Consider the following 25,409-nt stretch of genomic DNA (forward strand, 5'->3'; position numbering starts at 1 on the left):
GATTTTTATAATTGATACTATCTAATAACCTGTTTTTTAAATACACTTGATATAAGTGTATTTTTTTTTGTATTTTGGCACTTTAGGAATTATGAAAAATATTCAGGTATTAGGATTATTATTCGTCATCATTGGAAGTTTTATGCCATTGGTCCATGTCCCTGTTATAGGAAACTGGAACTACTGGAAAACCGATCATTATCTGGCCATCATATGCTGGGCTTTTTCTGTGGGCGCTTTATTTGGAATTGTTAACAACAATGTAAAAGTGGCAAGGGTTTTTGGTATTCTTCTGATCCTTCTGTTTTCATTTACTCTGTTTGCTATAAAATATCAGGCTTCAGAGTATTTCAGCTTTATGCCTTTCGCATCTTGGCGGGAAAAACTTGCGGGTATTGTAAAGTTAAAGTGGGGCTGGATTCTAGAATTTCTGGGCGCTTTCATGATCATTTTTGCAAAGAATAATAAGCTCAGTTAAAAAATAAACTGATGATTAAGCTGTTACAGAATAAGAAAAATAATAAAGTAAATATATAATATACACATGAAAGAGGTATTCATCATTTCCGCGGTAAGAACTCCAATGGGGAGCTTTTTGGGAAGCTTAGCAGGTGTTCCGGCTACAAAACTTGGAACTGCTGCTGTAAAAGGCGCATTAGATAAAATCGGTCTTGATCCAAAACAGGTTCAGGAAATCTATATGGGAAATGTTTTACAGGCAGGTGAGGGACAGGCTCCGGCCCGTCAGGTTGCTTTGGGAGCAGGTCTTTCTATAGAGACACCTTCTACTACTGTAAATAAAGTTTGTGCTTCAGGAATGAAGGCTGTTACAATGGCTGCACAGGCTATAAAAGCAGGTGATGTAGATGTCATTGTTGCTGGAGGTATGGAAAATATGTCTTCAGTTCCTCATTACTATAATGCAAGAAATGCAACCAAATTAGGTGATGTTAAAATGTTGGACGGAATGGTTTTAGATGGTCTTACAGACGTTTACAACAAAGTTCATATGGGTGTTTGTGCTGAAAAATGTGCAACAGATTATAGCATTACAAGAGAAGATCAGGACAATTTCGCCATTGAATCGTATACAAGATCTGCAAAAGCATGGAGTGAAGGTAAATTTGCTGAAGAGGTAGTTCCTGTTGAAATTCCTCAAAGAAAAGGTGAACCAATCATTTTTGCTGAAGATGAAGAATATAAAGCAGTAAAATTTGATAAAATTCCTACACTTCCTACAGTTTTCAAAAAAGAAGAAGGAACAGTAACGGCTGCAAATGCTTCTACTTTAAATGACGGTGCTTCAGCATTAATCCTTGTTTCTAAAGAAAAAATGGAAGAATTGGGTCTTAAGCCATTGGCAAGAATTGTTTCTTATGCTGATGCGGCTCAGGCACCTGAAGATTTCACCACAGCACCTTCAAAAGCTTTACCGATTGCTCTGAAAAAAGCAAATTTAGAAATTTCAGATATTGACTTTTTTGAATTTAATGAAGCATTTTCTGTAGTTGGTTTGGCAAATAATAAAATCTTAGGATTAGATGCGTCTAAAGTAAACGTGAACGGTGGGGCAGTTGCTTTAGGTCATCCGCTTGGAAGTTCAGGCTCAAGAATTATTGTTACTTTGATCAATGTATTGAAGCAGAATAATGGAAAATACGGAGCTGCAGCGATCTGTAACGGTGGTGGTGGCGCTTCTGCCATTGTTATTGAAAACATGTAATATTTATTTCAATATATTATTTAAATCCGGAAGTTCAGGCTTTCGGATTTTATTTTTAACTATCAGGTTAAAAAACTCTGATGAAAAATCAATATAAGTTTTAACAAAGTGTTCAAACTATTAAGCCATATACTTAAAAAGAGGAATTGATGTGAGTTTCAATTTTAACACAACAATAAAATTGATCCCAATCAAAATAAAAACCGCTGAATGTGCAATGGTTTTTCTATTTTTGTGCTACTAATATATATTTGAAATGTCTGAAATTGAGAATCTCCAAACTCAAAACATAAAGAATAACCCGAAAATCATGAAAGCATGGGCAGTCTATGACTGGGCCAACTCGGTATATTCCTTAGTGATTACTTCCACTATTTTCCCAATTTATTATTCCATTCTTACTACAGCTTATGAGAAGAAGGAATATGTGGAAGAGACCAAAAAATGGATCGATGTTCCGGTACGGCACATGATTAAAATTTTCGGAAAAGAATACCAGCCGGATGCAGTGTACGGATATTCACTGACGATCTCTTTCTTTATTGTCGTTCTTTTATCACCTTTTCTTTCCTCTTTAGCAGATACCATCGGGAATAAAAAATCCTTCCTTCAGTTCTTCTGTTATCTGGGTGCTACTTCCTGTATGGGACTGGCCATGTTTACGGGAATGCACAATGTATTTCTGGGGCTGCTTTTCAGTATTACGGCAAGTGTAGGATTCTGGGGAAGCCTGGTGTTTTATAATTCCTTCCTACCGGATATTGCAACACGGGACAAGCAGGACGCACTTTCTGCAAAAGGATATGTTTACGGATATATAGGTTCTGTAGTATTGGTTGTAATCTGTCTTCTGTTAATCCAGGTTTTTGCAAAAGGTGCGGCTCAACAGCTATTGTTCACCAGAATCAGCTTCTTACTGACCGGAGCATGGTGGTTCGGCTTTTCCCAATATACGTTCAAGCATCTGCCTCAGTTTGGCGATGTGAAAGAGAAGCTTCCAAAGGATCTTGTATTATTAAATTATAAAAATCTCTTTAAAAAGCATGAAGAACAGGGTGGCTTTTTTGAAGTTTTGAAAGATAATCTCAGCTTCTATAAAGACATTGCAAAAGAAAGTTTCCATGAGCTTTTTAAAGTAGGAAAAGAGCTTTTTAAACACAGAAACTTAAAATTCTTCTTATCGAGTTTCTTTTTTTACAGCGTAGGAATGCAAACCATCTTCCTGATGGCTACCTTATTCGGAAAAAGTGAAATCAACCTGCCTCAGGATAAATTGATCGGTACGCTGTTGATCATTCAGATCGAAGCGATTATTGGAGCTGTTATTTTTTCGAGATTATCAAGAAAAATAGGGAATAAGAATGTAATTTCAATTGCCATAGTTTTATGGATCGTAGCCTGTATTTGGGCCTACTTCCTGAATAAAGAGAATCCTACCGTAGAATATCAGTTTTATGGGGTAGCCGCAGTTGTAGGTTTGGTCATGGGAGGTCTCCAGGCAATGTCAAGGTCTACATATTCTAAACTGTTGCCTGAAGATTCTATGGAAAACACAACGTTTTTCAGCTTCTATGATGTGTTGGAAAAAATTGCCATCATTGTAGGGACTTTTGTTTTTGCTTTATTTATTGATAAGTATGATGCGCTGATCAGAATTTTTGCTAAAATTGATATTACACTTCCTTCGGCTTCGGGGATGAGGTTTGCTGCTTTTTCGATGGCACTCTTCTTTTTTGTAGGTTTGATTCTGATCAGGTTCCTAAAATTGAATACACAGAAAAAATAGTTTCTAAAACATATCTTATTTAGAAGGCGCTTTAAGCGCCTTTTCCATTTTATATTACTCTTCAGTATTATTTCAATTATGAATATTTTAGCGTTTTGTACGCTCTATTTGATATTAAATTTTAATTTAATCAAATTGATGGAAATTTTTTACAATAAAGAGATTTTTTTTGTTTATTTGCAGATTGTAATAAATCAATAATAATGATAAAAAAAATTCTACTTCTTTGTTTTCTGCAATGTTTGGTATCAGGCTTCTCTCAGAATATGAAACCTGTTGCCCAACAAGTTTCCGAATACCACAATCAAAGGAAAAACTTTGAAAAATATAATCTTTTCACAATAAATAATTCTTCGGATAAACTATCCGAATATAAAAGGGCTGCCACCGACATCTCAATAATTCAAATAGATTCTAAACAGCTAAAGAAACTGGTGTATGAGAAACCTGATTATTTAGAGGTTTCTTTCCCGTTTGATGGGCAACAGATTACCATGGAGCTTTATAAAAAAGAGATTTTCACCAATGATTTTAAAGTGACTACAAACAAAGGTGAGATGGTTAATTACACGCCCGGTGCTTATTATCGGGGAATTGTAAAAGGTAATTATCAGTCGATTGCAGCCTTCAGTTTTTTTGACAATGATGTGGTAGGCGTAGCATCAACACCGGAGCTTGGAAATATCATCGTAGGAAAAGTGAAAGATTCCGAAGATTTTGTCAGCTATTCAGATTCAAAATTAACGGGAATCAATCCTTTTATCTGTGGAGCTGATGAACTGGCAGAAAATCAGAAGCAAAAAGTTTCTTTTAATCCGGAGGCGCAAAAAAATACATCAAAACAATTAACACAGAACTGTGTCAGAATTTATTACGAAATTTGCAATGCAGCCTATGTAAATAACAGTTCCAATACCACCACTACATCAAATTGGCTTACCGCGATTCACAATAATATTTCTACCCTGTATAACAATGATGATATCAGGATTGCTTTAAATGAAATCTATATCTGGACTACCGCGGATCCTTATACAGGAACTCCTAATGCCAACCTGGCAAGTTTCAGAGCTAACCGGCAAAGTTTTAACGGCGACCTTGCTCATTTGGTAAACCAGCCTTCTACAACAAGTGTTGCTTATATCAATTCTTTGTGTACAACCACCAGACATGCATATTCAGGAGCTTCTCAAACATATAACAGTGTTCCTGTTTATTCATGGACGATTATGGCGATGACTCATGAGATGGGCCATAGCTTAGGATCTCCACATACGCATGCCTGTGCCTGGAACGGAACCAATACGGCTATTGACGGATGTGGCCCTGCTGCGGGTGCTGATGAAGGATGTGACGGTCCGATTCCTTCCACAACTGTGAAAGGTACCATTATGAGTTATTGTCATCTGATTTCAGGAGTCGGAATTAATTTTACAAATGGTTTTGGTCCTCAGCCTGCTGCGTTAATCAGAAATACATTAGATTCAAAACCATGTATAGGAACGAACTGCACAACCGCATGTTCTACCACCATAACAGGATTATCTGTTTCAAATATTACACAGATTTCCGCCAATGCAACATTTAATGATGCTACTTCCACTTCATGGAAGTATAAACTGACAAAATTTGACGGAACTCCCGTTTCAACAGGTACAACAGCCACTCAGTCATTCAGTTTTTCAAATCTTCAGCCTGCAACCTATTATCTTTTGTCAGTAGGAACCGACTGTTCAGCCGGGTATCAGAGAACACAGATGTTTCTAACAGATGGTGATTGGTGTGGTGGTGCTTTATTCACAGATACAGGTGGAACAGCGGGAAATTACGGAGATAATCAGACAATCATAAAAACATTTTATCCAAGTTCGGGATCACTCACTATGAATCTTACTGAATTTTCTTTAGAAGATGGCTATGATTTCATGTATGTTTATAACGGTCCGTCTACCAGCTCACCGATGTTTGCTACAGGAAATTCTTTAACAGGAACTGTTGCACCCATATCTTTTACATCCACACATCCTTCAGGAGCAATTACAGTAAGATTTGTTTCGGATCCTGCAGAAAACGAAATCGGATGGAAAGCGAATTTCTCTTGTGCCGTATTGGCGGTGGAAGACCTGAATACAAAAGATGATTCAGTAAATATTTATCCGAATCCTGCAAGGAATATGATTACCATTTCCTCCAAAGATGCTTTAAAGGCATTTAAAATATATGACGAAGCAGGAAGGCTGATCAAATCAGAATCTTCTTTAAAAGGAACTCGGTTTGAAGTTAATATCTCTGCAATGCAAACCGGAAATTATGTAGTAACCGTAGAAACACAAAAACAGAAGGTCACCAAGAAATTAATCAAACAATAATTTTAAATAATTCATAAAAAAGCCTGATTTTTTCAGGCTTTTTTATGAACTTTAATCTAGAGGATCAATGATTTTAAAATAATATTAAAAATATTTCCATTGATGTTGGAAAAAAGATATAATTAGGCTTGAATTTTGTATATATTCAGCAGATTAATCATAAATTTGCAAAAAATTTATTTACCACTGCACAATGACAAACCCTTTATTTTACGCAAAAATCATTTTGTTCGGAGAATACGGCATGATTGAGGATTCTCAGGGGCTTGTGGTTCCTTACAGTTTTTATAAAGGAACACTGAAGTTTTCAGATCTTGAATCTGAATTTGAAAAAAAATCAAACCAGCATCTTCAGAAATATTCAGATTTCCTTTCAGCGCTGGATGTATCGGATGAATTTAAACTGGATATCGTAAGATTTAAAAATGATATTGAAACCGGGCTTTTCTTTGATTCAAATATTCCACAGGGATATGGAGTAGGAAGTTCCGGAGCTCTGGTTGCAGCAATTTTTGAGAAATATTCACTTAACAAACTGGATCCGGAAAGTATTTCCAAAGAAAACCTGAAGCAATTGAAGGCTGTTTTCGGAAATATGGAAAGTTATTTTCATGGTAAAAGCTCAGGGATGGATCCTTTGATTTGTTATATGAATCTGCCGATTCTTATTGAAAATAAAGAAAACCTTGATAAAGTGGCAATTCCGGATGGTGAAGAAGGCAAAGGAGCTATCTTTTTGATTGATTCAGGAATAACAGGTGAAACAGGACCGATGATTCAGATTTTCTTTGAGAAAATGAAAACTGAAGGCTTCCGCAAGACTCTTAAAGAGGAGTTTATCCGTTACAATAATGCGTGCATCGATTCTTTTCTGAAAAAAGACATGAACCCATTCTTCAGGAATCTTAAAAAACTTTCCTATTGGGCATACGAACATTTTCGTCCGATGATCCCTGAAAGTATTTTTAATATCTGGAAAAAAGGTCTGGATTCGAATGCTTATTATCTGAAGTTATGCGGAAGCGGCGGCGGCGGTTACATTTTAGGGTTTACCAAAGATTACGAAAAGGCTGAAAAAATGCTTGACGGCTTCCAAAAAGAAGTGATCTACAGATTCTAAAAGATGTTGTGAATGAATTCTGAAAAAGAAACTTTCCAGCAGAAAAATTATATTCAAAAATCTTTATTTTACAGATTTTCACAATTCGTGGGCTTTCTTTTGGGAGCCCGCTTTTTTATTGCCATACTGCTCACTTTTGCATTGTATGTATCGACATTCTTTCTTTTTAACCAGGATGAAACATTCAGAAAATTTGTTTTTGATTTTAAAGTCCATGGTATTATTTTTTGTACCGTTCTCACGATTCTTGCGGGAGGAACGATTAATCAATTCTATGATTTTGAAAAAGATCATGTTGTAAAACCTTTCAGAACAAGAATCCAGAGCTTTATTAAGCAGAAATATTTCCTGTACGCGTATTTATTTTTAAGTCTGGTTTCCCTTGGTGTTGCCTGGATGATTTCCCATAGGGTTTTTATTTTTTTTGTAGTATATCAGTTTTTTATGTGGCTGTATAGTCATAAACTGAGCCGTATACTGATTCTGAATAATCTGAGTTTTGTAAGCCTTACACTCTATCCGTTTTTTGGGATGATGGTGTACTATGAGACTTTTTCAAAAAAAGTTTTACTGATGGCAGTTTTCTTGTTTTTAATTTTGCTTGCCATTGACATTGTAAAAGATACCCTCACCAGAAGTGTGGATAAAGCATTCGGCTATATTACCATCCCAAATTATTTTACAGGAAGGACAACAAAAACAATTATTATTTCATTGATTATTGTTACTATGGCAGTTTCTATAAAGATAATAATGAAAACCGGAATTTCAGGATTCATGGCTTATTATTTTGCAATAGGTTTATTTGTCATGATCCTTTGCATTTACTTAATTATGAATCCTTTACGGAAAAGCAAATCTCTTACCCTGAATATTCTGAGATTTTGGGTTTTCGCAGGAATTATCGCGATGCTTCTTAATGGCATTGAAGGCAAATTATAGAAAATTTTCTTTAAAAAACCTTCTGTTATCATTACCTTTGTACCATCTTAAATTATATAAAATAATGCCCATTTTCAACGATACTAAAGTTGCATTTGCAGACAAGACTGATTCACAGTTAAAGAAAGCATACTGGATGTTTAAAATGATTGAACAGCCGTCTCTTACCAAAGTCGGGACATCGGTGCTTAATTTCACAGTTCATCATAATTTCCCTTTTGTGGGTGGAATTGTAAAAAATACATTGTTCGAACAGTTTTGCGGAGGTGAGACCCGTGAAGAAAGCATGAAAGTCGTGAAACAGCTTTTCAGGAGAGGTGTAGGAAGCATTTTCGATTATTCTATCGAGGGTAAGGAAGATGAAGAAACTTTTGATGCGGTTTGCAGAGAAATTAAAGATATCGTTAAATTTTCTGTAGGAAATCCGGCTATTCCTTTTATTGTCTTTAAGCCGACGGCTTTCGGAAGAATTGATTTATACGAAGCCGTAGGAAAAAATGCGGAACTTACTTCCAGCCAGAAAGAAGAATGGGAAAGAGTGGTAAAAAGGTTTGATGAAGTATGTAAGCTATGTCATGAAAATGATAAAAAAGTGATGGTAGATGCAGAGGAAACCTGGATGCAGGATGCTGCAGACCAGCTGTGCGAAGAGATGATGGAAAAATACAATCAGGAAAAACCTATTGTCTGGAATACCATACAGATGTACAGAACCGGAAGATTGGAATACATGGAAAGCCATCTTCAACGGGCAAAACAAAAAGGATATTTTATAGGATATAAAATAGTTCGCGGAGCCTATATGGAAAAGGAGAGAGCAAGAGCTTTAGAAAAGAAATATCCTGATCCTATCCAGCCTAATAAAGAAGCTTCCGATAAAAACTATAATGCAGGGATTGATTTTGTCATGAATCACCTGGATAAAGTTTCAGCTTTTTTCGGAACCCATAATGAGATCTCTTCCGAGTTGGTTATGGATAAAATGAAAGCCAGAAATCTTGAGAATGACAATCCTCATGTCTATTTCGGACAGCTTTACGGGATGAGTGATAATATTACATTTTACCTTTCTGATAAAGGATATAATGCTGCTAAATACCTTCCTTACGGTCCTGTAAAAGATGTAGTGCCATACCTGACCAGAAGAGCACAGGAAAATACCTCCGTTGCCGGACAAACCGGAAGAGAGCTTGGACTTATTAAAAAAGAACTTGAAAGAAGAACAAGCAAAAGATAATTATAGATTTCAACAGTATATAAAAGCCTTACAAATTTGTGAGGCTTTTTTTATGGTTGCCGCATAAAAATGTTTTTAAGATAAGCAATTCTGAAAAGATGAAAATTGCAGAAGTATAAGTTATTGATATGTCCGGTAAATACTCAAGACTTTAAAAGGTAGTGAAGAATATAATATTTCAGATTTGCCTGAAGGGAACTATATGTTAAAAATAAAAGGTGATGAATTGGCTAAAGTTACTAAGCTGGTAAAAGAATAATAACCTTATTCATTTTAAAATTAACCTGATCAATTCTACGGTCAAGTTTTTATGGCTCGAAACTCTCAAATTTTCCATTGTCATAAAAAATAACAATACGTTTAACGTTACCTTTCTGACTTCCAAGAGATTGAATTAATTTTTTATCAATATTTTCTTCTAATCGCTGAGAATCCGTTATTTTTTCTTCTGTTGGTATTATATCGGATACAGACGATTCTCGCAGGTTTATTTTTGAAGGCTGTATTTCGTCTTCTTCAGCACTGAAGTCTTCATCTTTATTTATCATTGTAAAAAGATCAGGAAGAGAAGTAGGTTTTGTTTTTTCTTCTAGAATTTCTACAGATTCATTAATCGGCTTAACAATTTCAGAAAGCTCAGACTTCAGCATCTCACCCTGACCTGTTACTAGCCAGTCCCATAAAATTTCAGGGAATCTTGATTTTATTTTGATAATAAACTCAAGTGACGGTTTATTTCTTCCGGAAGTAATATGAGATATGGAAGACCGTTGCACATCAATTTCATCTGCAAATTCAGAGGATGTCAGGCGTGAATATTCAATAACCTTTGCTATTCTTTCATTTAAATCCATAAAAACAAACTTTTAATAATGTTACAAATGTAAAAATAATAATTTACAAATGCAAATTACAGCCATATACAAATGTAATCTATTTGAATATACAAAAGTAAACAGATATATAACTGATAAACAATATATTATGATATATTGCAAATTTTCTCACCTATTTTATTCAACAATTTTTCCGCAATTGATAAATCTATCATTTTTACTTAAAGTAATTAATGAAGTAATGACAGATATTGTTTATTATTATTAAAAAAGGAAATAATAAGTCTCTAAGTCTGTTGAATAGGCTGTTTAGGGCTTATAAAGAGTAGGGGATAGCTAATTATCTGATTTATTATATATTTTATAATAAATTATTTATCAATAACCTAAATTTTTCTTTATTTGTGCATGTTCAGGCATTATAATAATCTCTAAATTTCATTTCAATGTAATTTAAGTTACAATCCTAAATTCTTCAGAAATTTCCGTAAAAATTTCATATTACATTTCTAAATTATTAACATTTTACATTTGTATACAGAAGTAAAGACCTATTTTTTCCACATATAAAATCGTTTAACACATTTACACCCAAATGTTGAGAACTGGATAATTTACTACTTAAAGCTATATTTAAATATAAGTTTAATTAAAATATTTAATATACTGATTTTAAGTAAATTAATATATAATAAATAAATTAATTGTAATCCACAATTTTATCAACAGACATTTTGTCATTTTACGACGTTTAATCATGTTACAGATGTTAATTTTATTTTTTCCCTTAAAAATGGTAATTTTGATCTTTGTAAACTATTGTAAAATGAAATTTGAATATCTCTACAGGGAAAACACTAATTTCCCTAATCGCTATATTTCCCCCGAAAAATTATTTTTTTACCTACAGCATAATTTCAGCGCTTATATTCAGCAGATCGGAACTTCTTATTTAGATAAGCCTATTTATCAATTAACGTTAGGGACCGGGAATATAAACGTACTCGCTTGGTCTCAGATGCACGGTAACGAATCTAATGCTACCCATGCAATGCTTGATCTGTTGAGTACATTTGACAATGCTCCGCAATTAAAAGATGATCTATTTAATAGAATCACTCTTGATTTCATTTTTATGTTGAACCCTGACGGTTCTGAAGGATGGACCCGACTAAATGCAGCTGATATCGATCTGAACAGAGATTTTCATAACGAATCAAGTAAAGAGATTAAATACCTTAAAAATGCAGTAGCTTCCGGCAAATATCATTATGCACTGAATCTTCATGAGCAGAGAACTATTTTTACTACAGACGGTATTCACCCGGCTACGCTTTCGTTTCTGGCTCCTTCAGAAAATATTGAACGTACCGTTACCGATAACAGAAAGAAATGTATGGCTGTCATTGCTCAGGTGTATGAAAACCTAAAAGAAATGATCCCTGATCAGATAGGAAGATACTCCGATGAATTTTATCCTGCTTCTACCGGGGATAATTTTATCAGGGCCGGATTGCCTACCATTTTGTTTGAAGGCGGACACTTCAAAGAAGATTATACGAGAAAAGAAACCCGTAAATATTATACGATAGCTCTTTATTATGCTTTGAAGGCAATCAGCAATTTAAACTCAGGGACCGAAGGTTGGAAAACGTATTTTGATATTCCGGAAAATAAAGAAACGCATTATGATATTATTTACCGTAATGTAAAACTGAATACCCCGCATGAATGTATTTTGGACGTAGCGGCGCAGTACAGGGAGATAAAAGAAGATGGAAAAGAAGAGATATCATTTGTCCCGTACGTGATAGAAGTCGGAGATGTAAAGCAGAAGAAAGGATGGCTGGAGATCGACTGTACCGGCAAAAGATTTGTCTGTGAAAATAACTATCCGAAACTGGATGCAGAAGTTAATTTTACGATAGAAGACTAAAAAAGCGAAACAATTTGTTCCGCTTTTTTTAATTTGTATTTAAATTTAATTTACAACTTTAATTCCGTTTGCCACGAATCTGATTTCTTCTTTCGGAGTGGTAATGGCATCTATTTCAGCCTGAGGTTTTTTAGCATCTTCTGCATAATGTTTCTGCTCATCAACAGAAGTTACTTTTCTTTCCGCGGTTCCTTCCATCACTACATTTTTACCTTTTAAAGCCGTAGGAACGAAGAATGCATAATCTTTCATCTTAACAAAAAACTGAGAATTATCCTCAGTCTGGATCGTTAACCAGCATCCTTTTTTATCACAAACATCAACCACTTTGCCTTTTACAGCAACATTTTCTGCTTTTTTATTATCTTTCTTAAGTTTTTTACTCAATTTATCTACGGAAACCGCTTTGGATTCTGTATTGGAAGCGATACCGTTTCCATAGGTATCTCCGATAACAGCATTTCCGGCAGGAGGACCGAATTTTTTTGACTCCTGTGCAAAAGCTAAAGCAGAAGTGCTTAAAGCAACGGCTAATAATAAAACCTTTATTTTCATTTTAATATTTTTTTCAAAAGTACTAATAAAATCTGAATCGTAAATTGGTAAATAATCAATAAAAGCATCATGAACTTAAAGTATAAATAAAGACAGTAACCAATTGCATATTTATTTATATTTGGTGATTATACTTATTATGCAGAAAAAACTAAAACTTTGGGACGCCATTATGCTGGTCATGGGATCTATGATCGGAAGCGGAATTTTTATTGTAAGTGCCGATATGATGCGGAACCTGGGCTCAGGGTTCTGGCTTGTAGTGGTTTGGGTAATTACAGGAATTATGACAGTGGCAGCAGCAATAAGTTATGGTGAACTTTCTGCATTGTTTCCAAAGGCGGGCGGCCAGTATACCTATCTTAAAGAAATTTTTGGGAAAAGAATGGGATTCCTGTATGGTTGGGGATTGTTCACGGTTATCCAGACGGGTACCATTGCAGCTGTTGCTGTAGCTTTCGGAAAATTTACAGCCTATCTTATCCCGGCTTTAAATGACGCTGCTCCTATTTTTCAGAGCGGAGAGTTTAAAATCACTTGGATCCAGATGCTCGCAATCGGAATTATCCTGCTGCTTACCTATATCAATACAAGAGGAGTGGAAAGCGGAAAATTACTGCAGAATATTTTTACAGGCTCAAAAATTATTGCGCTGTTAGGATTAATCGCTGCCGGATTTATCTTGGTTGATATCTCCCATCTGGCAGGAAATTTCAGCCTTGGGACTGATGCATTCAACAATCTTAAAAAGGACATTCTCGGTAATTTTCTTCATGAAGGTTGGGAACCTATTGGAGGAATGACCTTGCTCGGTGGTATTGCCGCGGCAATGGTGGGTTCGGTGTTTAGCTCCGTAGCTTGGGAAAGTGTGACTTTTGTTTCCGGAGAAATTGAAAACCCAAAGAAAAATGTAGTGAAATCCATGATCTACGGTACTACTGCTGTAATGATTTTATATATCGCAGTTAATTATGTTTATTTAAATGCTCTCGACAGGGATTCAATTGCCTTTGCTGAAAATGACAGGGTAGCCGTTGCCGCTTCTCATTTTATATTCGGGTCTGCAGGAACGGCAATCATTGCTGTTTTAGTGATGGTTTCTACCTTCGGATGTAATAACGGGCTGATCTTGGCAGGAGCAAGAGTGTTCCAGACAATGGCGAAAGACGGCATGTTCTTTAAGCAGGCTGAACACAACAATAAAAATAATGTACCGGCTAATGCACTATGGATGCAGGGGATCTGGGCTTCTCTGCTATGTCTGAGCGGTCAATACGGAAACCTTCTGGATATGATTTCATTTGTGATTGTATTATTCTATATGATTACCGTATTCGGTGTTATTTATTTAAGAATAAAACAGCCGAACCTCGAAAGGCCTTATAAAACCTGGCTGTATCCGCTAACACCGATTGTTTACCTATTAATAGGAACCGGTTTCTGTATTTTATTGCTGATTTATAAGCAGCAGTATACCTGGCCGGGCTTCGTCATGGTTCTTCTTGGTCTTCCGGTATATTATTTTATTAACCGCAGCCACAATAAAGAAATAAAAGATTAGAATATTAAGGTATAGCATTGATCTGAAATGGTAAGGAGCTTCATCCCGCTTTCCGCTGTATCTTTTTGCAGAGCTTAACCTCTGCAAAAAGGATGTCGCTGCAATCGGGGCTACAATAATTCATCATATAACATATAATAAAACGTTCCATTATTTTGAATAGGCGTCTAAAATGTGAAATGCATATTTACCAGTTGATCGTAGATTATATCATCACTGATATAAGCAGATTGGTCAATAATCAATATTTATAAGTCCTTTTATTTCTATCTTTTATTTATAAGTTATTATGCTTATATTTGCAAAATGATAGCGGTCCTTACCGGAGATATTATACATTCACAGCAGGCTGACACAGAGGTTTGGATTACCAGACTTAAACATCTTCTCGCAAACTGGGGAAGTGCTCCCAGGGCATGGGAGATCTACAGAGGAGACGAATTTCAGTTCAGATGTAATATCAATGATGCGTTCTGGCATTTCTTAGCCATTAAATCTTTAATTAAAAGTCAGGAAAATCTGGACGTCCGAATAGCGATCGGTATCGGTGAGGAAAATTTTTCATCCGAAAAAATTACAGAATCCAACGGCACAGCTTATGTACATTCCGGCAGATTGCTGGATGATCTGAAAAGCAACGGCCATACAGTAGCGATCAAAACTGCAAATGACTCTGTTAACAGGGACTTGAATATTCTGCTAAAATGGTCATCAAAGGATTTTGATAACTGGACGATGGCTACCGCAGAGATTATTCACGAAATGATTATGAACAGTGAAAATACGCAGGAAAGCCTGGCAAAAAAGTTTGCTATTTCACAATCATCGGTAAGCCAGCGGCTGAAACGCGCCAACTATGAGTTGATCGTAGAAACCAATCAATATTTTAAAAAGAAAATTTCCGAACTGTAAGAATGATTTTTGTTAAACTCATATTGGCTCACCTATTCGGAGATTTTATTCTTCAGCCAGATTCTTGGGTTGCAGATAAGGAAAATCGTAAGCTAAAAAGCAGGTATCTGTATATTCATGTTTTGATCATTACGGTTTTAAGCTTTATTTTCCTCTGGGATCTTACATTGTGGTGGCTGGCTGTTTTAATAGGGATTTCACACGGAATCATTGATGCGGCAAAGCTGAGCTTTCAGACTGTTAAAAATAAAAAAAGCTGGTTTTTTATTGACCAGGTTCTGCATCTTATCGTAATCGGAGGAGCTTCATTGTATTCCCATGAATTCGGATTTGAGTTTTTAGAAAGCCAGTATTTTCTGAAAATACTGATGGCTGCTTTGTTTCTGACAATGCCGGCTTCTGTTTTTATCAAAATACTTTTGTCTTCCTGGACACCTGTCCCCGAGACGCAGGGAAATATCCAGACCGAATCTTTATCAAGTGCCGGAAAATACATCGGGATGTTGGAACGTCTGCTGGTTTTCACCTTTATTATGGTAGATCATTGGGAAGGCGTAGGGTTCATGGTGGCAGCAAAATCTGTATTCAGGTTCAGTGATCTGGCACAGGCCAAACAGAGAAAGCTAACGGAATACGTACTGATCGGTACGCTGTTAAGCTTCGGAATGGCAGTGTTGACAGGAATTTTAATTAAGCAATAAAAATAAATCTAATAAAACGGAAACCGCGGCTTGGCGGAATCTTTAAAAAAGTAAAAATTATGAGTCAAAAGAAAGAAATGTTGTACGAGGGTAAAGCAAAACAGGTATTTGCCACCGATAATCCCGATGAGGTAGTGGTGCGTTTCAAAGACGACGCTACCGCATTTAATGCTCAGAAAAGAGGATCCGTAGATCTTAAAGGAGAAATGAACAATGCCATTACCACTTTGATTTTTGAATATTTAAATGAAAAAGGGATTAAAACGCATTTCATCAAACAATTGGACGAAAGAGAGCAGCTGGTAAAAAAAGTATCCATTATTCCTTTGGAAATGGTGGTAAGAAACTATTCTGCCGGAAGTATGGCCCAAAGACTGGGAGTGGAAGAAGGAATTAAATCTCCTGTTACGATTTTTGACATCTGCTATAAGAAAGACGAATTGGGAGATCCGCTGATTAATGATCATCATGCTGTATTCTTAGGGGCTGCCACTTATGAAGAGCTTAATGAAATGTATGCGTTAACCAATGATATCAATAAAATTCTGATTGATCTTTTTGACAGGATGAATATCATTTTGGTTGATTTCAAAATTGAACTGGGCAAAACTTCAGACGGCGAGATCATCTTAGCTGACGAAATTTCTCCGGATACCTGCAGGCTTTGGGATAAAGATACCATGAAGAAACTGGATAAGGACAGGTTCAGAAGAGATCTTGGAGAAGTTACCGAAGCGTATGTAGAAATCTACAACCGTCTTAAAAACTTGCTTGGTAAGTAAATTTTAGAGGTTAGATATTAGAGGTTAGAATGAAATCGTACAGGATAGAAGATCTTAAAGTCTGGACTAAATCGATGGGTTTAGTAAAAGAGGTTTATTTAGTTTCTGCCGAATTACCCAATGAAGAAAAGTTTGGCTTACGGTCCCAAATCAGAAGATGTGCAGTTTCTATTCCGTCTAATATCGCAGAAGGAGCAGGAAGGAATAATAAAAATGAATTCTATCAATTTCTTGGAATTGCGTTTGGTTCAACATATGAATTACAGACCCAGTTACAATTATTAATAGATTTAAATTTTATTTCCGAAACTAAGATTGTTCCTTTAAAAGAACTTTTAGCTGAGATACAGAAAATGATTTATTCATTAAAGACAAGTTTAAAATTATAATTGAAGTTAACTTAGACTAATTTCTAACATCTAACATCTAACATCTAACATCTAACTTAGAAAAAATAGAAAAATGAAAAGTTTAGACATTCATAAAAGTGAATATTTAAAACAATTTGAAACCGAAACCTACGGAAGGAATCTTTTCAGAACACAGGAAGAAGAAAGACTGGATGCTCCGAATGAGGAGTGCGGTATCTTCGGAATGTATTCGGATAATGATCTCGATACGTTTTCTCTTTCACAGTTTGGGCTTTTTGCACTTCAGCACAGAGGCCAGGAAGCATGTGGTATTTCTGTTTTAAAAGACGGAAGGATCACCAATATGAAAGATGAAGGATTGGTTTTGGATGTGTATAAGGAGATCAGTGACCCTGAAACTTTTATGGGAAATTCTGCCATCGGGCATACCCGGTATACCACAGCAGGAGATAAAAAGAAATACAATTTTCAGCCGTTCTTTGCAAAAAACGAATATGATCAGATTATTCTGTCCATTGCCCATAACGGTAACCTTACGAATGCAAAAGAGCTGAAAGCTGAACTTGAAGCTGAAGGAGTTGTATTCAGAGCGACTTCAGATTCTGAAGTGATCCTTAGACTAATCCAGAAAAATCTTGACCTTGGACTTCGGGCAGCGATTAAGGTAACAATGGAAAAAATCGAAGGTGCTTATTCCGTTGTAGGAATGACCAGAAATAAATTCTTCGCTTTCAGGGACTTTAACGGAATCAGACCGCTTGTTTTAGGAGCTATTGATGAAAAATCATACGTTGTGGCTTCTGAGTCTGTGGCATTAGATGCAGTAGGTGCGCAGTATGTTCGTGATATTTTACCGGGAGAAATTGTATATACCAATGAAAACGAGCCCGGGAAACTCCACTCGTACATGGCAGATGAAGAAAAAGGAAAACAGAGAATCTGTTCATTTGAATACATTTACTTTGCAAGACCCGATTCTTCTCTGGAAAATATCAATGTATATGAAATCAGGGAAAAATCGGGAGAGAAAATCTGGCACCAGGCTCCTGTAGATGCTGATGTGGTCATTGGCGTTCCGGATTCCGGTGTTCCCGCTGCCATCGGTTTCTCTAAGGCTTCAGGAATTCCTTTTCGTCCGGTTCTTATTAAAAACCGCTACATCGGAAGAAGTTTCATTGTCCCGACCCAGGAAATGAGGGAAAGGATAGTCAACCTGAAACTGAATCCCATTATTTCTGAAATCAAGGATAAAAGAGTAGTCATTATTGACGACTCCATCGTAAGGGGAACAACTTCCAAAAGGCTGGTTAAAATCTTAAAAGATGCAGGTGTAAAGGAAATTCATTTCAGAAGTGTATCTCCGCCGATTATCGCACCCTGTTATCTGGGAATCGATACGCCTTCAAAAGATGACCTGATTTCTGCCAATATGACTACGGAACAGCTTAAAGATTACCTGGGAGTAGATTCTCTGGAGTTTTTAAGTGTAGATAATTTAAAAGAAATTTTAGGTTCTGCCAACCATTGCTTCGGATGTTTTACAGAAGAATATCCTGTAGCTAAAGGAGAGGAAGTAGAACTGTTCAATTAATTTGTCTACATAAAAACTTCTTGAGGCCGTGCCTTGGTCAAAAGTAAAAATCAGAAAAAATATCATAAAGTGTAGCTTTGTGACTTATAATACTCCGGGACATGTCCCGGAGTATTTTATTTATAAATATAGAACTTTCAATCATTTCAGATATTCATTTTAATTTAAGATTTTTTTATATAATACCAATATAAATAAATTGTTTTGTTTGCATTTTTCGATATTAAGCTTACCGTTAATGCGTATTATTTCAGATCGTAGTTCTACTACAAAATGTGAATTAATGCTGTTAAAACTTTTATTAATGGATGTTTAGCTCTATATTCGCTATAAGAGTACCACCAAATTACAAAATAATAACAGATTAAAATTTACATATTATGGCAGCAAATTCAAGAGGAATATTAAAATTCAATGGTAGTGAAGGTCAGAAATTATTAAAGCTGAATTACAGTGTATCAAGGTCTACAGACGTTTCCGGACGTGTATCTTCAGACCCTTCAAATGCGCTTATCAAACTGACAATAGAAGCAACAGAAAAATCAGATATCCTTGAATCTTTACTGAATGGAAAATACAAGCCTACAAGCGGAGAAATTACATTTAATAAATCTCATGAAGAAGGTACATTAATCACATTGAACTGGGAAAACGGTTATGTGATTCAACATGAAGTAAACTTCGATGCCGTAGATGAAAACTCAATGTTGATCAGCTTTGTCGTAAGCGCAGAAACAATCAACTACGGAAATTCAGCGTACAAAGGTCTTTGGCCGTCAAGCTAAACAAGGTCTTATCTTTCAGCATTAATGAATACAAAAATAAGGCTGTCTTTACAGACAGTCTTTTTCACAGAATTGTTGAGATTAACCAATTGAAATTTACAGAAAATAGGTCTGGCATTAGCTTTAACATAATATTAAGGATTTATATTTTATAAGATCTGAATAAATTTTGTATTTTTAACATACCACACAAACACGAAATTATGTCGAATATATCATCAACATCGGGAGGCTCTGTGTTTCGTCCGTCGCAGAATGCTTCAGGAGTATCAGCGAACCATCAGAGCGGGATCAACCGCCTGGTAAAATTATCTTTGATTATTGAAGGTAAAGTTATCAAATATTACAAGCATTTCAGACTGAAGCAAAGCGCACAGAGTCATCATGAATTTACACTCACTTTAGCTCATGATACTTTAGGCGATCGCCAAACCCATACCTTAGAAGAAGCTAATAAGTTTTTAGGAAAACGCTTAACGGCAGTCATTTCCTACAAAGATATAGACAAAAGCCCTGAACGGACATTTGTCGGTGTCATAACAGGAGTAGGTTTCAGCCAGGAAAAAATGAGTCTCGGGAATATTATCCTTTCGGGATACAGTCCTACTATTTTATTAGATGGGGCTCCCCATATTCAGAGTTTTGGGGGCAGCCAGCCTGTCAATATGGGCATTATCGCTGAAGAAGTGATCAGACAGGGTTTAGATAAAAGTCGTTTTGATGTAAGGATTGATACCAACGATTATTCTCAAATTATCTACAGCAGCCAGTACGATGAGACGCATTACAATTACCTGGCAAGAATGGCAGAAGCCTATGGCGAACAGTTTTATTACGACGGTGAAGTTCTTCACTTCGGAAAGCTTCCACCACAAAACCAACCGATTAAACTGACGTACGGAAGCAGTGCCAATGATATTAAAGTGGAATTAAAGGCAGTTCACACAAAGCCGCAATTCTACGGTTACAACAGCAGCAAACATGAGAAGCTGACTTCCGGAGCAACTCCGATTCAACATGTCGGAGATTTAGCCAAAACAGCTTATCAGCATAACGAAACAATTTACAGAACACCTTCTTTACGGGTGGCTCCTATTAAAGCAACGACCCATTTGGATGTGGAATACTCACAGAGAAGTACATCGGGAAGTGAAGCGGTAAATGTATTTACCGTTTCAGGTTCTACAACGGTTCCCTTTTTACATCCGGGCTGCGCTGTGAATATTGATATGAGAAAACCCGATACGAATGAAACTTCTTATTTTACAAAGATCATGGTGACGGAAACGATTCACGATATCGACACGATAGGACATTACAGCGGAAGTTTTCACGGAATAGCCTCAGACACAGGATTTCTTCCGAAGCCTGAATTTGCCATTCCCAAAGCAGAACCACAGGTTGCCACAGTAATTTCAAATACTGATCCTGAAGGACAGGGCAGGGTACAGGTTAGATTTGACTGGCAGACGAATGACACCACTCATTTTATAAGAGTAATGAGTCCCGACGCAGGAGGCACCGATCAGATTACACAAAACCGCGGTTATGTTGCCATTCCCGAGGTAGGTGATCAGGTAATGGTGAATTTTGTGCACAATCATCCTGACCGGCCTTTCGTCATGGGTGGAATGTTCCATGGAGGCATCGGTCTGGGCGGTGGAATAGACAACCGTTTAAAATCGATTCAGACAAGAAGCGGGATCAGGATTTTGATGAATGACGAAGAAGGGAGTGTTAAAATTTTGGATCCGAGCGGGAACAGTATTTTCATGGACGGAAAAGGTAATATCTCAATGAATGCTCCTAAAAATTTCACTCTTAATGCCGGTGAGAATATTAATATTACTGCAGGAAAGGAAGTATCCGTCGATGCAGGAGCGAGTATCACAAGCACTGCAAACGATAATATTATTTCTACTGCGGGAACCGATATTGTACAAACCGCATCCGGAGACATCAGAGAAACTTCTGATACGAGATCTGAAATGGTGGAAAAAGATTTTTTCCGCCAGTCTGAAACGTCAAATGAAATAGCGGGAGAAATATCAATGTTTAGCGAACTTGAAAATATGACGATGCAGAGCGGAAAAATTGTTGAATTCAACAGTGCAGAAAAATCGAAATTGTTTTAGGTATGGCAATCAGGAAAACAGCAAAAAACATTATTGTAAAAGTGAAGGATACTTATGATTTAAGTGTTGGGAAAAAGGCTGAAAAAATTGCGAAGAAAATTAATACGGAAGCTACTAAAGGAAATCTGGTAATAGCAAGCAATAAAAAAATAATGTCTCATGGGAATAAATAGGCTGCAGACTATCATTCTCTTTGTTTTATATGGTTTTTCACTAGTAAGTTGTCAAAATAAGAAAATGGAAGAAAAATACAGTTGGTTGGGAACTGTTTCTGCACCGGAAGAGTATCCTATGGAAGTGTATAGCGGAGGTATTATCGCTAACGATTTCACGTATGGATTTGATGCCATCTGGGGAACACAGAATACAGGCTGGGGAAATGAAGGTGGCACGATGAGTGTCGAGACACAGCAGATGGAAATTCCTTACAGGTTAGAATTTACGTGGTATTCTTTGGTGGAAAGAAAATTTTTTACCGGGAAATGGGACTTGGATAAGGAAAATATAAGCAGACTTTTCAAAGAAGGGTTCATTGACCAGGACACCAATAAAAAAGCCACGTACAGTAATTTTATTGTAGGGTTAGCTCCTGAAGGAAGAGTCGTATTATGGATCAACGGACCGGGAAACCAGAAGGAAGTAGGTGTTTTTCAGGCTCATGATACCATTATAACACAGGAAAAAGCATATGAAAATGCAAAGTATATGCTGAGAGAAGGTTTTGCAGACCGTATGTTGAATGATCCGTCTTATAAAACATTCAAACCTGAAGTAAAAGCGAGAATAGAAAAGGAAGGCTATCCTTCTCCTGAAGTTTATGACGCTTTCAGGGAAAAATACAATTGGAAACCTGTTGTTTTACTTCCTGAAGGCGGAAAATGGATTGATTTCGGATTTACTAATTATAATGGGGAACAGGAAAATCTTTTCGGTGAGAGCCTTGAAAAGGATACCTATAAGAAAAGGGCGGTTCCGAAATTCTGTGGTTTTTACTGGCAAGACAAAGACAAAAACAGATATGCTATGTGGATCGACTCTTTTGACGAAAAGCAAATTTTTGATCTTTTTAAAAAATTAGGAAAAGAAAAAAATATAGATCTTACGATTAAAATTAACAGTGATAATTCTGCCGCAGCCGTATCATTAAGAAGTGGAAATGAGGACTTATCTGTAACGAAAGCCAACATTAGATTATCCAGGAAAATAGAATAAATTTATTCTTATTCAATAATTTAAAATAAGAAATATGCACAATAATAAATTTGGAGATTATACGCCGGAAGTTACCAGAGAGGAAGTCTTAGACATTACCCTCGGGATGTTTTTTGACGGAACTTTAAATAATAAGACCAATACTATTGAGAGAAGAAAACAGACGGCAGATTATAAGAAAAACGGAGGATCTCCTACAGATAATAACAGTTATAATAATGACTGGAGCAATGTAGCCCGTTTATGGGATAATTATGATAAAAATTTTGGTATTTACATAGAAGGGATCGGGACGGAGGATAAAAAAGAAGATTCTATGTTAGGATATGCTTTCGGAACAGGACCTACCGGAATTCGCGGGAAAGTAAAAAAAGGCTGTGAAGAGATCGTAAAAAAAGTTAAGAATATCAAAAGCGCGAAAAAAGCAGATAAAATAGCAGTCCTTACTTTTGATGTTTTTGGTTTCAGCCGCGGTGCTGCTGCCGCACGTAATTTTGTGCATGAAATAGGAAAACCCAAATATAAAGCGACTTCAAGAACATACTCAAGTGAAGGAATGAGCGTTACAGTTCTTTCTGACAGCGATGGTGACGGAGTAGCAAGCGAGGAACTTCCTAAATGGGGACATTTAGGACTTAAACTTCAGGAAGCCGGAATTGTTGTTGATGTGCTTAAGATCAGATTTTTAGGTATTTATGATACCGTTTCTTCTTATTCAAAAAGATTTTCTGCCACACCTAATTTTCATAATGATGTGGAAGAATTAAGCTTGAATGATATTGGAAGAGCCCAGACTGTCATTCATTTTGTGGCGGAAAATGAGCATAGAGAAAATTTTGACCTTACCCGGGTGCATGTAGGTACGGAAAGAATATTTCCCGGAGTACACTGTGATGTTGGAGGAGCTTATGAAGACGGCAACGAGACTTGGGAAGAAATTGAGACATCCTGGACGACCAGAACCAAATTAGAGGTATTAAGAAATCAGCTTATAGCAGATGCCTGGTACAAGGAAGATCAGCTTAAAATTAACCCGGGCTTTTATCTGACATTGTCCGGAACACGATATCTTGTAAAAACATACAGTTATATCCCTTTGCATTTTATGGCAGAATATGCTGATGATAAAGCCGTTCCTATCACCCTGAAAAAAATGACCGATGTTAAATATCCTATTTTGTCAGATCCTTTGCTGGTGAGAGTAAAAGACCGCCTGAGACCTTATGCCATGGGGGATGGAAAACAATATGTATTTAAGAGATATAAAGACATTGAAACCGCTTATGGCGGAGCATCTATACCGCAGCAGAAATATGCAGATTACCAAAGAGAAATGAAGGAACAGGATGATTTAAGGATTCTCAGAAATAAATATTTGCACTGGTCGGCAAGAAGAGAAGGCATCGGTATGGATCCTACACCAGACAGAGTGAGGGTATTGCATTAATTTTATCGGATGAAAAAACACCTGATCATAAGAGTTGCTTTATTATTAATAGGTTTTCTATTGATATACATTTATGTCCATTGGGATTCCTGGTTTAATCCCCAGCAGATTAATATAGGAGGGAACAGTGGAATGTCGATTCCTATGGATCTTGTTTTGAATGTCTCTTGGATGGCAATATGGTGCCTTTTACTTTTTATAGAAGTGATTATAAACCTTTTTTTGTCCGGAAATAAAGAGAATAGAATTACAAATATAATACTGATCGCAGTGGGAATCATATTACTTGCTGCATATATTTTAAGTATCAAATAAAAATTTATAGACCGAAACCTGTTTATGTCGCAGATCTTTTATGCAGAAATTTAACAAACATATCGTCCGGAAAAACGAAACTCTAAAAAGTATTGCTGCTCTGTACAACCTGTCCGAGGATACGGTAAAGTTATTTCATAATAACAATTGTCCTGTAAAAGATATGATTCTGATTGATATCACGAGACAAACCGAGGTTTTTATTCCTAGAACAGCGGTAACAGATAAAAGCAGAATGGTGAAATTCGGACATGGCAACAGGCTTGTTTTTCAACCTGAGAATTCGTTCTGTAGTTACGGTGTAGTTATAACGATCGAAAATGGAAGCAATAAAAATGAATTAAAATATAACAGCTCGGTACGGTGGCTGAAAAAAGAAAATAAACTGCATTTTTTTGAGATTGACAGAATCTCAAATTTATATTTGAATGAAGAAGAAGTGAATGAAATTGCCGATCTGCTTGCCTACAAAACATCAAAAGTCCTGTATCCTTTACAGATAAGTGTAGATGAAAACGGCAGGTTTTATGATGTTGGGAATCTTTCAGTTTTTAAAGAAAGATGGACAAATGTAAGGGAGGAAATATATCAGGAATTTGAAGGAGAAACAGTAGACCAATACTGTCAAAAAATAGAAGAAATAATAAATGAGCCCCATATTATTAATCTTTACTTAAAAAATGATTATTTCATACGCACCTTGTTTTTTGGCATTTATAAAACGTTCAATCCGAATTATCAGCTGGAAATTACAGAAACCTTTCCCGTTGTTGATAATGGAGTTGAACCGCAATATAAAATCAGCCTTGAAGCAGATCCGCTGAAAGATGATTACGACCTGATCAATATAAAGGGAGAAGGAAAATTGAATGATGAAAGAAACAGGTATGATTTTATCAATGAAGCGCCATTTCCAACGACCGTTGAAGATCATCCTGTGATGAATCAGCAAGGTGATTTTAGATTGATGTATTATTTAAACGGAGAAACGGCCCTTGCAGAATCACTGTATCTGGAATGTGATATACAACTTGAGCAACATAAAAAAATAACGGCAGCCATCTCATTACTGAAAGAAAATTAAAATTTGTAA

Annotated in this window: 24 protein-coding genes; 22 read left to right on the plus strand and 2 right to left on the minus strand. The window is 36.3% G+C overall.

Annotated elements, in window-relative coordinates:
* The first annotated feature begins 91 nt into the window (after nt 1-91).
* The 8 genes from MKJ01_RS09725 to MKJ01_RS18950 all read left to right on the plus strand — a co-directional run bounded on the left by MKJ01_RS09725 (nt 92) and on the right by MKJ01_RS18950 (nt 9,436).
* On the plus strand, nt 92-478 hold the full coding sequence (locus MKJ01_RS09725; RefSeq protein ID WP_241613465.1) for a hypothetical protein: 387 nt from the start codon (nt 92-94) through the stop codon (nt 476-478).
* 66 nt (nt 479-544) lie between these two features.
* Nucleotides 545-1,723: an acetyl-CoA C-acyltransferase gene (locus MKJ01_RS09730; RefSeq protein WP_241613463.1), complete on the plus strand. Its 1,179-nt coding sequence runs from the start codon at nt 545-547 to the stop codon at nt 1,721-1,723.
* A 256-nt stretch (nt 1,724-1,979) separates the two neighbouring features.
* On the plus strand, nt 1,980-3,509 hold the full coding sequence (locus tag MKJ01_RS09735) for an MFS transporter (protein ID WP_241632586.1): 1,530 nt from the start codon (nt 1,980-1,982) through the stop codon (nt 3,507-3,509).
* A gap of 203 nt (nt 3,510-3,712) precedes the next feature.
* Nucleotides 3,713-5,878: a T9SS type A sorting domain-containing protein gene (locus MKJ01_RS09740; protein WP_241613459.1), complete on the plus strand. Its 2,166-nt coding sequence runs from the start codon at nt 3,713-3,715 to the stop codon at nt 5,876-5,878.
* A 193-nt stretch (nt 5,879-6,071) separates the two neighbouring features.
* The gene (locus MKJ01_RS09745) at nt 6,072-6,998 is read left to right on the plus strand and encodes a mevalonate kinase (RefSeq protein WP_241613457.1); all 927 of its coding nucleotides are present in this window, start codon (nt 6,072-6,074) and stop codon (nt 6,996-6,998) included.
* A gap of 12 nt (nt 6,999-7,010) precedes the next feature.
* Nucleotides 7,011-7,940 (plus strand): UbiA family prenyltransferase, encoded by a 930-nt coding sequence (locus MKJ01_RS09750; RefSeq protein ID WP_241613455.1) that lies wholly within the window; start codon nt 7,011-7,013, stop codon nt 7,938-7,940.
* Between the two features lie 64 nt (nt 7,941-8,004).
* Nucleotides 8,005-9,177: a proline dehydrogenase family protein gene (locus tag MKJ01_RS09755; RefSeq protein ID WP_241613453.1), complete on the plus strand. Its 1,173-nt coding sequence runs from the start codon at nt 8,005-8,007 to the stop codon at nt 9,175-9,177.
* 139 nt (nt 9,178-9,316) lie between these two features.
* Complete coding sequence (locus MKJ01_RS18950) at nt 9,317-9,436, plus strand: T9SS type A sorting domain-containing protein (RefSeq protein ID WP_368366348.1); 120 nt, start codon at nt 9,317-9,319, stop codon at nt 9,434-9,436.
* A gap of 49 nt (nt 9,437-9,485) precedes the next feature.
* On the opposite strand, the gene MKJ01_RS09760 is transcribed toward MKJ01_RS18950, so the two are convergent.
* The gene (locus MKJ01_RS09760; RefSeq protein WP_241613451.1) at nt 9,486-10,031 is read right to left on the minus strand and encodes a helix-turn-helix domain-containing protein; all 546 of its coding nucleotides are present in this window, start codon (nt 10,029-10,031) and stop codon (nt 9,486-9,488) included.
* Nucleotides 10,032-10,839: 808 nt separating this feature from the next.
* Here MKJ01_RS09760 and MKJ01_RS09765 point away from each other — a divergent pair.
* Nucleotides 10,840-11,949: a M14 family zinc carboxypeptidase gene (locus MKJ01_RS09765; RefSeq protein ID WP_241613449.1), complete on the plus strand. Its 1,110-nt coding sequence runs from the start codon at nt 10,840-10,842 to the stop codon at nt 11,947-11,949.
* 45 nt (nt 11,950-11,994) lie between these two features.
* Here the strand turns inward: MKJ01_RS09765 and MKJ01_RS09770 are convergent, their stop codons facing one another.
* Nucleotides 11,995-12,504 (minus strand): DUF4920 domain-containing protein, encoded by a 510-nt coding sequence (locus MKJ01_RS09770; protein ID WP_241613447.1) that lies wholly within the window; start codon nt 12,502-12,504, stop codon nt 11,995-11,997.
* A 139-nt stretch (nt 12,505-12,643) separates the two neighbouring features.
* On the opposite strand from MKJ01_RS09770, the gene MKJ01_RS09775 reads away from it, so the two are divergent.
* From MKJ01_RS09775 to MKJ01_RS09835, 13 genes are all read left to right on the plus strand, one after another.
* Entirely contained in the window at nt 12,644-14,065 is a 1,422-nt protein-coding gene (locus MKJ01_RS09775) for an APC family permease (RefSeq protein ID WP_241613445.1), read from the plus strand.
* 306 nt (nt 14,066-14,371) lie between these two features.
* Nucleotides 14,372-14,977 carry a SatD family protein gene (locus MKJ01_RS09780; RefSeq protein ID WP_241613443.1) on the plus strand — a complete coding sequence of 202 codons (606 nt, stop codon included), beginning with the start codon at nt 14,372-14,374 and terminating at the stop codon, nt 14,975-14,977.
* Between the two features lie 2 nt (nt 14,978-14,979).
* Nucleotides 14,980-15,678 (plus strand): DUF3307 domain-containing protein, encoded by a 699-nt coding sequence (locus MKJ01_RS09785; RefSeq protein ID WP_241613441.1) that lies wholly within the window; start codon nt 14,980-14,982, stop codon nt 15,676-15,678.
* A gap of 59 nt (nt 15,679-15,737) precedes the next feature.
* A complete protein-coding gene (gene purC, locus MKJ01_RS09790) occupies nt 15,738-16,460 on the plus strand; it encodes a phosphoribosylaminoimidazolesuccinocarboxamide synthase (protein WP_241613439.1) in 723 nt (240 codons plus the stop codon).
* Nucleotides 16,461-16,489: 29 nt separating this feature from the next.
* Complete coding sequence (locus MKJ01_RS09795) at nt 16,490-16,849, plus strand: four helix bundle protein (RefSeq protein ID WP_241632588.1); 360 nt, start codon at nt 16,490-16,492, stop codon at nt 16,847-16,849.
* Between the two features lie 73 nt (nt 16,850-16,922).
* Entirely contained in the window at nt 16,923-18,422 is a 1,500-nt protein-coding gene (gene purF, locus MKJ01_RS09800) for an amidophosphoribosyltransferase (protein ID WP_241613435.1), read from the plus strand.
* 380 nt (nt 18,423-18,802) lie between these two features.
* Complete coding sequence (tssD, locus tag MKJ01_RS09805; protein WP_241613434.1) at nt 18,803-19,207, plus strand: type VI secretion system tube protein TssD; 405 nt, start codon at nt 18,803-18,805, stop codon at nt 19,205-19,207.
* 203 nt (nt 19,208-19,410) lie between these two features.
* Entirely contained in the window at nt 19,411-21,342 is a 1,932-nt protein-coding gene (locus MKJ01_RS09810; protein ID WP_241613433.1) for a type VI secretion system Vgr family protein, read from the plus strand.
* A gap of 2 nt (nt 21,343-21,344) precedes the next feature.
* Nucleotides 21,345-21,515 (plus strand): hypothetical protein, encoded by a 171-nt coding sequence (locus tag MKJ01_RS09815; RefSeq protein WP_241613432.1) that lies wholly within the window; start codon nt 21,345-21,347, stop codon nt 21,513-21,515.
* Between the two features lie 64 nt (nt 21,516-21,579).
* Nucleotides 21,580-22,554, plus strand: coding sequence for a DUF2931 family protein (locus MKJ01_RS09820; RefSeq protein ID WP_241613431.1), 975 nt, complete (start codon nt 21,580-21,582; stop codon nt 22,552-22,554).
* A gap of 34 nt (nt 22,555-22,588) precedes the next feature.
* Nucleotides 22,589-24,001 carry a DUF2235 domain-containing protein gene (locus MKJ01_RS09825; protein WP_241613429.1) on the plus strand — a complete coding sequence of 471 codons (1,413 nt, stop codon included), beginning with the start codon at nt 22,589-22,591 and terminating at the stop codon, nt 23,999-24,001.
* A 9-nt stretch (nt 24,002-24,010) separates the two neighbouring features.
* Nucleotides 24,011-24,316, plus strand: a complete 306-nt coding sequence (locus MKJ01_RS09830) for a hypothetical protein (RefSeq protein ID WP_241613427.1) — start codon at nt 24,011-24,013, stop codon at nt 24,314-24,316.
* Between the two features lie 40 nt (nt 24,317-24,356).
* Nucleotides 24,357-25,400, plus strand: coding sequence for a hypothetical protein (locus tag MKJ01_RS09835; protein WP_241613426.1), 1,044 nt, complete (start codon nt 24,357-24,359; stop codon nt 25,398-25,400).
* Nucleotides 25,401-25,409 lie beyond the last annotated feature (9 nt).

The organism is Chryseobacterium sp. SSA4.19, from assembly GCF_022601875.1.
Lineage (GTDB): Bacteria > Bacteroidota > Bacteroidia > Flavobacteriales > Weeksellaceae > Chryseobacterium.

Excerpts from the sequence above, each read along its gene's own strand:
- MKJ01_RS09785 (WP_241613441.1), top strand. The coding sequence starts at position 14,980 with ATGATTTTTGTTAAACTCATATTGGCTCACCTATTCGGAGATTTTATT.
- MKJ01_RS09760 (WP_241613451.1), bottom strand. The coding sequence starts at position 10,031 with ATGGATTTAAATGAAAGAATAGCAAAGGTTATTGAATATTCACGCCTG.
- MKJ01_RS09735 (WP_241632586.1), top strand. The coding sequence starts at position 1,980 with ATGTCTGAAATTGAGAATCTCCAAACTCAAAACATAAAGAATAACCCG.
- MKJ01_RS09835 (WP_241613426.1), top strand. The coding sequence starts at position 24,357 with ATGCAGAAATTTAACAAACATATCGTCCGGAAAAACGAAACTCTAAAA.
- purF (WP_241613435.1), top strand. The coding sequence starts at position 16,923 with ATGAAAAGTTTAGACATTCATAAAAGTGAATATTTAAAACAATTTGAA.
- MKJ01_RS09725 (WP_241613465.1), top strand. The coding sequence starts at position 92 with ATGAAAAATATTCAGGTATTAGGATTATTATTCGTCATCATTGGAAGT.
- MKJ01_RS09825 (WP_241613429.1), top strand. The coding sequence starts at position 22,589 with ATGCACAATAATAAATTTGGAGATTATACGCCGGAAGTTACCAGAGAG.
- MKJ01_RS09820 (WP_241613431.1), top strand. The coding sequence starts at position 21,580 with ATGGAAGAAAAATACAGTTGGTTGGGAACTGTTTCTGCACCGGAAGAG.
- MKJ01_RS09740 (WP_241613459.1), top strand. The coding sequence starts at position 3,713 with ATGATAAAAAAAATTCTACTTCTTTGTTTTCTGCAATGTTTGGTATCA.
- MKJ01_RS09795 (WP_241632588.1), top strand. The coding sequence starts at position 16,490 with ATGAAATCGTACAGGATAGAAGATCTTAAAGTCTGGACTAAATCGATG.
- MKJ01_RS09745 (WP_241613457.1), top strand. The coding sequence starts at position 6,072 with ATGACAAACCCTTTATTTTACGCAAAAATCATTTTGTTCGGAGAATAC.
- MKJ01_RS09810 (WP_241613433.1), top strand. The coding sequence starts at position 19,411 with ATGTCGAATATATCATCAACATCGGGAGGCTCTGTGTTTCGTCCGTCG.
- MKJ01_RS09830 (WP_241613427.1), top strand. The coding sequence starts at position 24,011 with ATGAAAAAACACCTGATCATAAGAGTTGCTTTATTATTAATAGGTTTT.
- MKJ01_RS09730 (WP_241613463.1), top strand. The coding sequence starts at position 545 with ATGAAAGAGGTATTCATCATTTCCGCGGTAAGAACTCCAATGGGGAGC.
- MKJ01_RS09770 (WP_241613447.1), bottom strand. The coding sequence starts at position 12,504 with ATGAAAATAAAGGTTTTATTATTAGCCGTTGCTTTAAGCACTTCTGCT.
- MKJ01_RS09755 (WP_241613453.1), top strand. The coding sequence starts at position 8,005 with ATGCCCATTTTCAACGATACTAAAGTTGCATTTGCAGACAAGACTGAT.
- MKJ01_RS09765 (WP_241613449.1), top strand. The coding sequence starts at position 10,840 with ATGAAATTTGAATATCTCTACAGGGAAAACACTAATTTCCCTAATCGC.
- tssD (WP_241613434.1), top strand. The coding sequence starts at position 18,803 with ATGGCAGCAAATTCAAGAGGAATATTAAAATTCAATGGTAGTGAAGGT.
- MKJ01_RS09775 (WP_241613445.1), top strand. The coding sequence starts at position 12,644 with ATGCAGAAAAAACTAAAACTTTGGGACGCCATTATGCTGGTCATGGGA.
- MKJ01_RS09780 (WP_241613443.1), top strand. The coding sequence starts at position 14,372 with ATGATAGCGGTCCTTACCGGAGATATTATACATTCACAGCAGGCTGAC.
- purC (WP_241613439.1), top strand. The coding sequence starts at position 15,738 with ATGAGTCAAAAGAAAGAAATGTTGTACGAGGGTAAAGCAAAACAGGTA.
- MKJ01_RS09750 (WP_241613455.1), top strand. The coding sequence starts at position 7,011 with ATGAATTCTGAAAAAGAAACTTTCCAGCAGAAAAATTATATTCAAAAA.
- MKJ01_RS09815 (WP_241613432.1), top strand. The coding sequence starts at position 21,345 with ATGGCAATCAGGAAAACAGCAAAAAACATTATTGTAAAAGTGAAGGAT.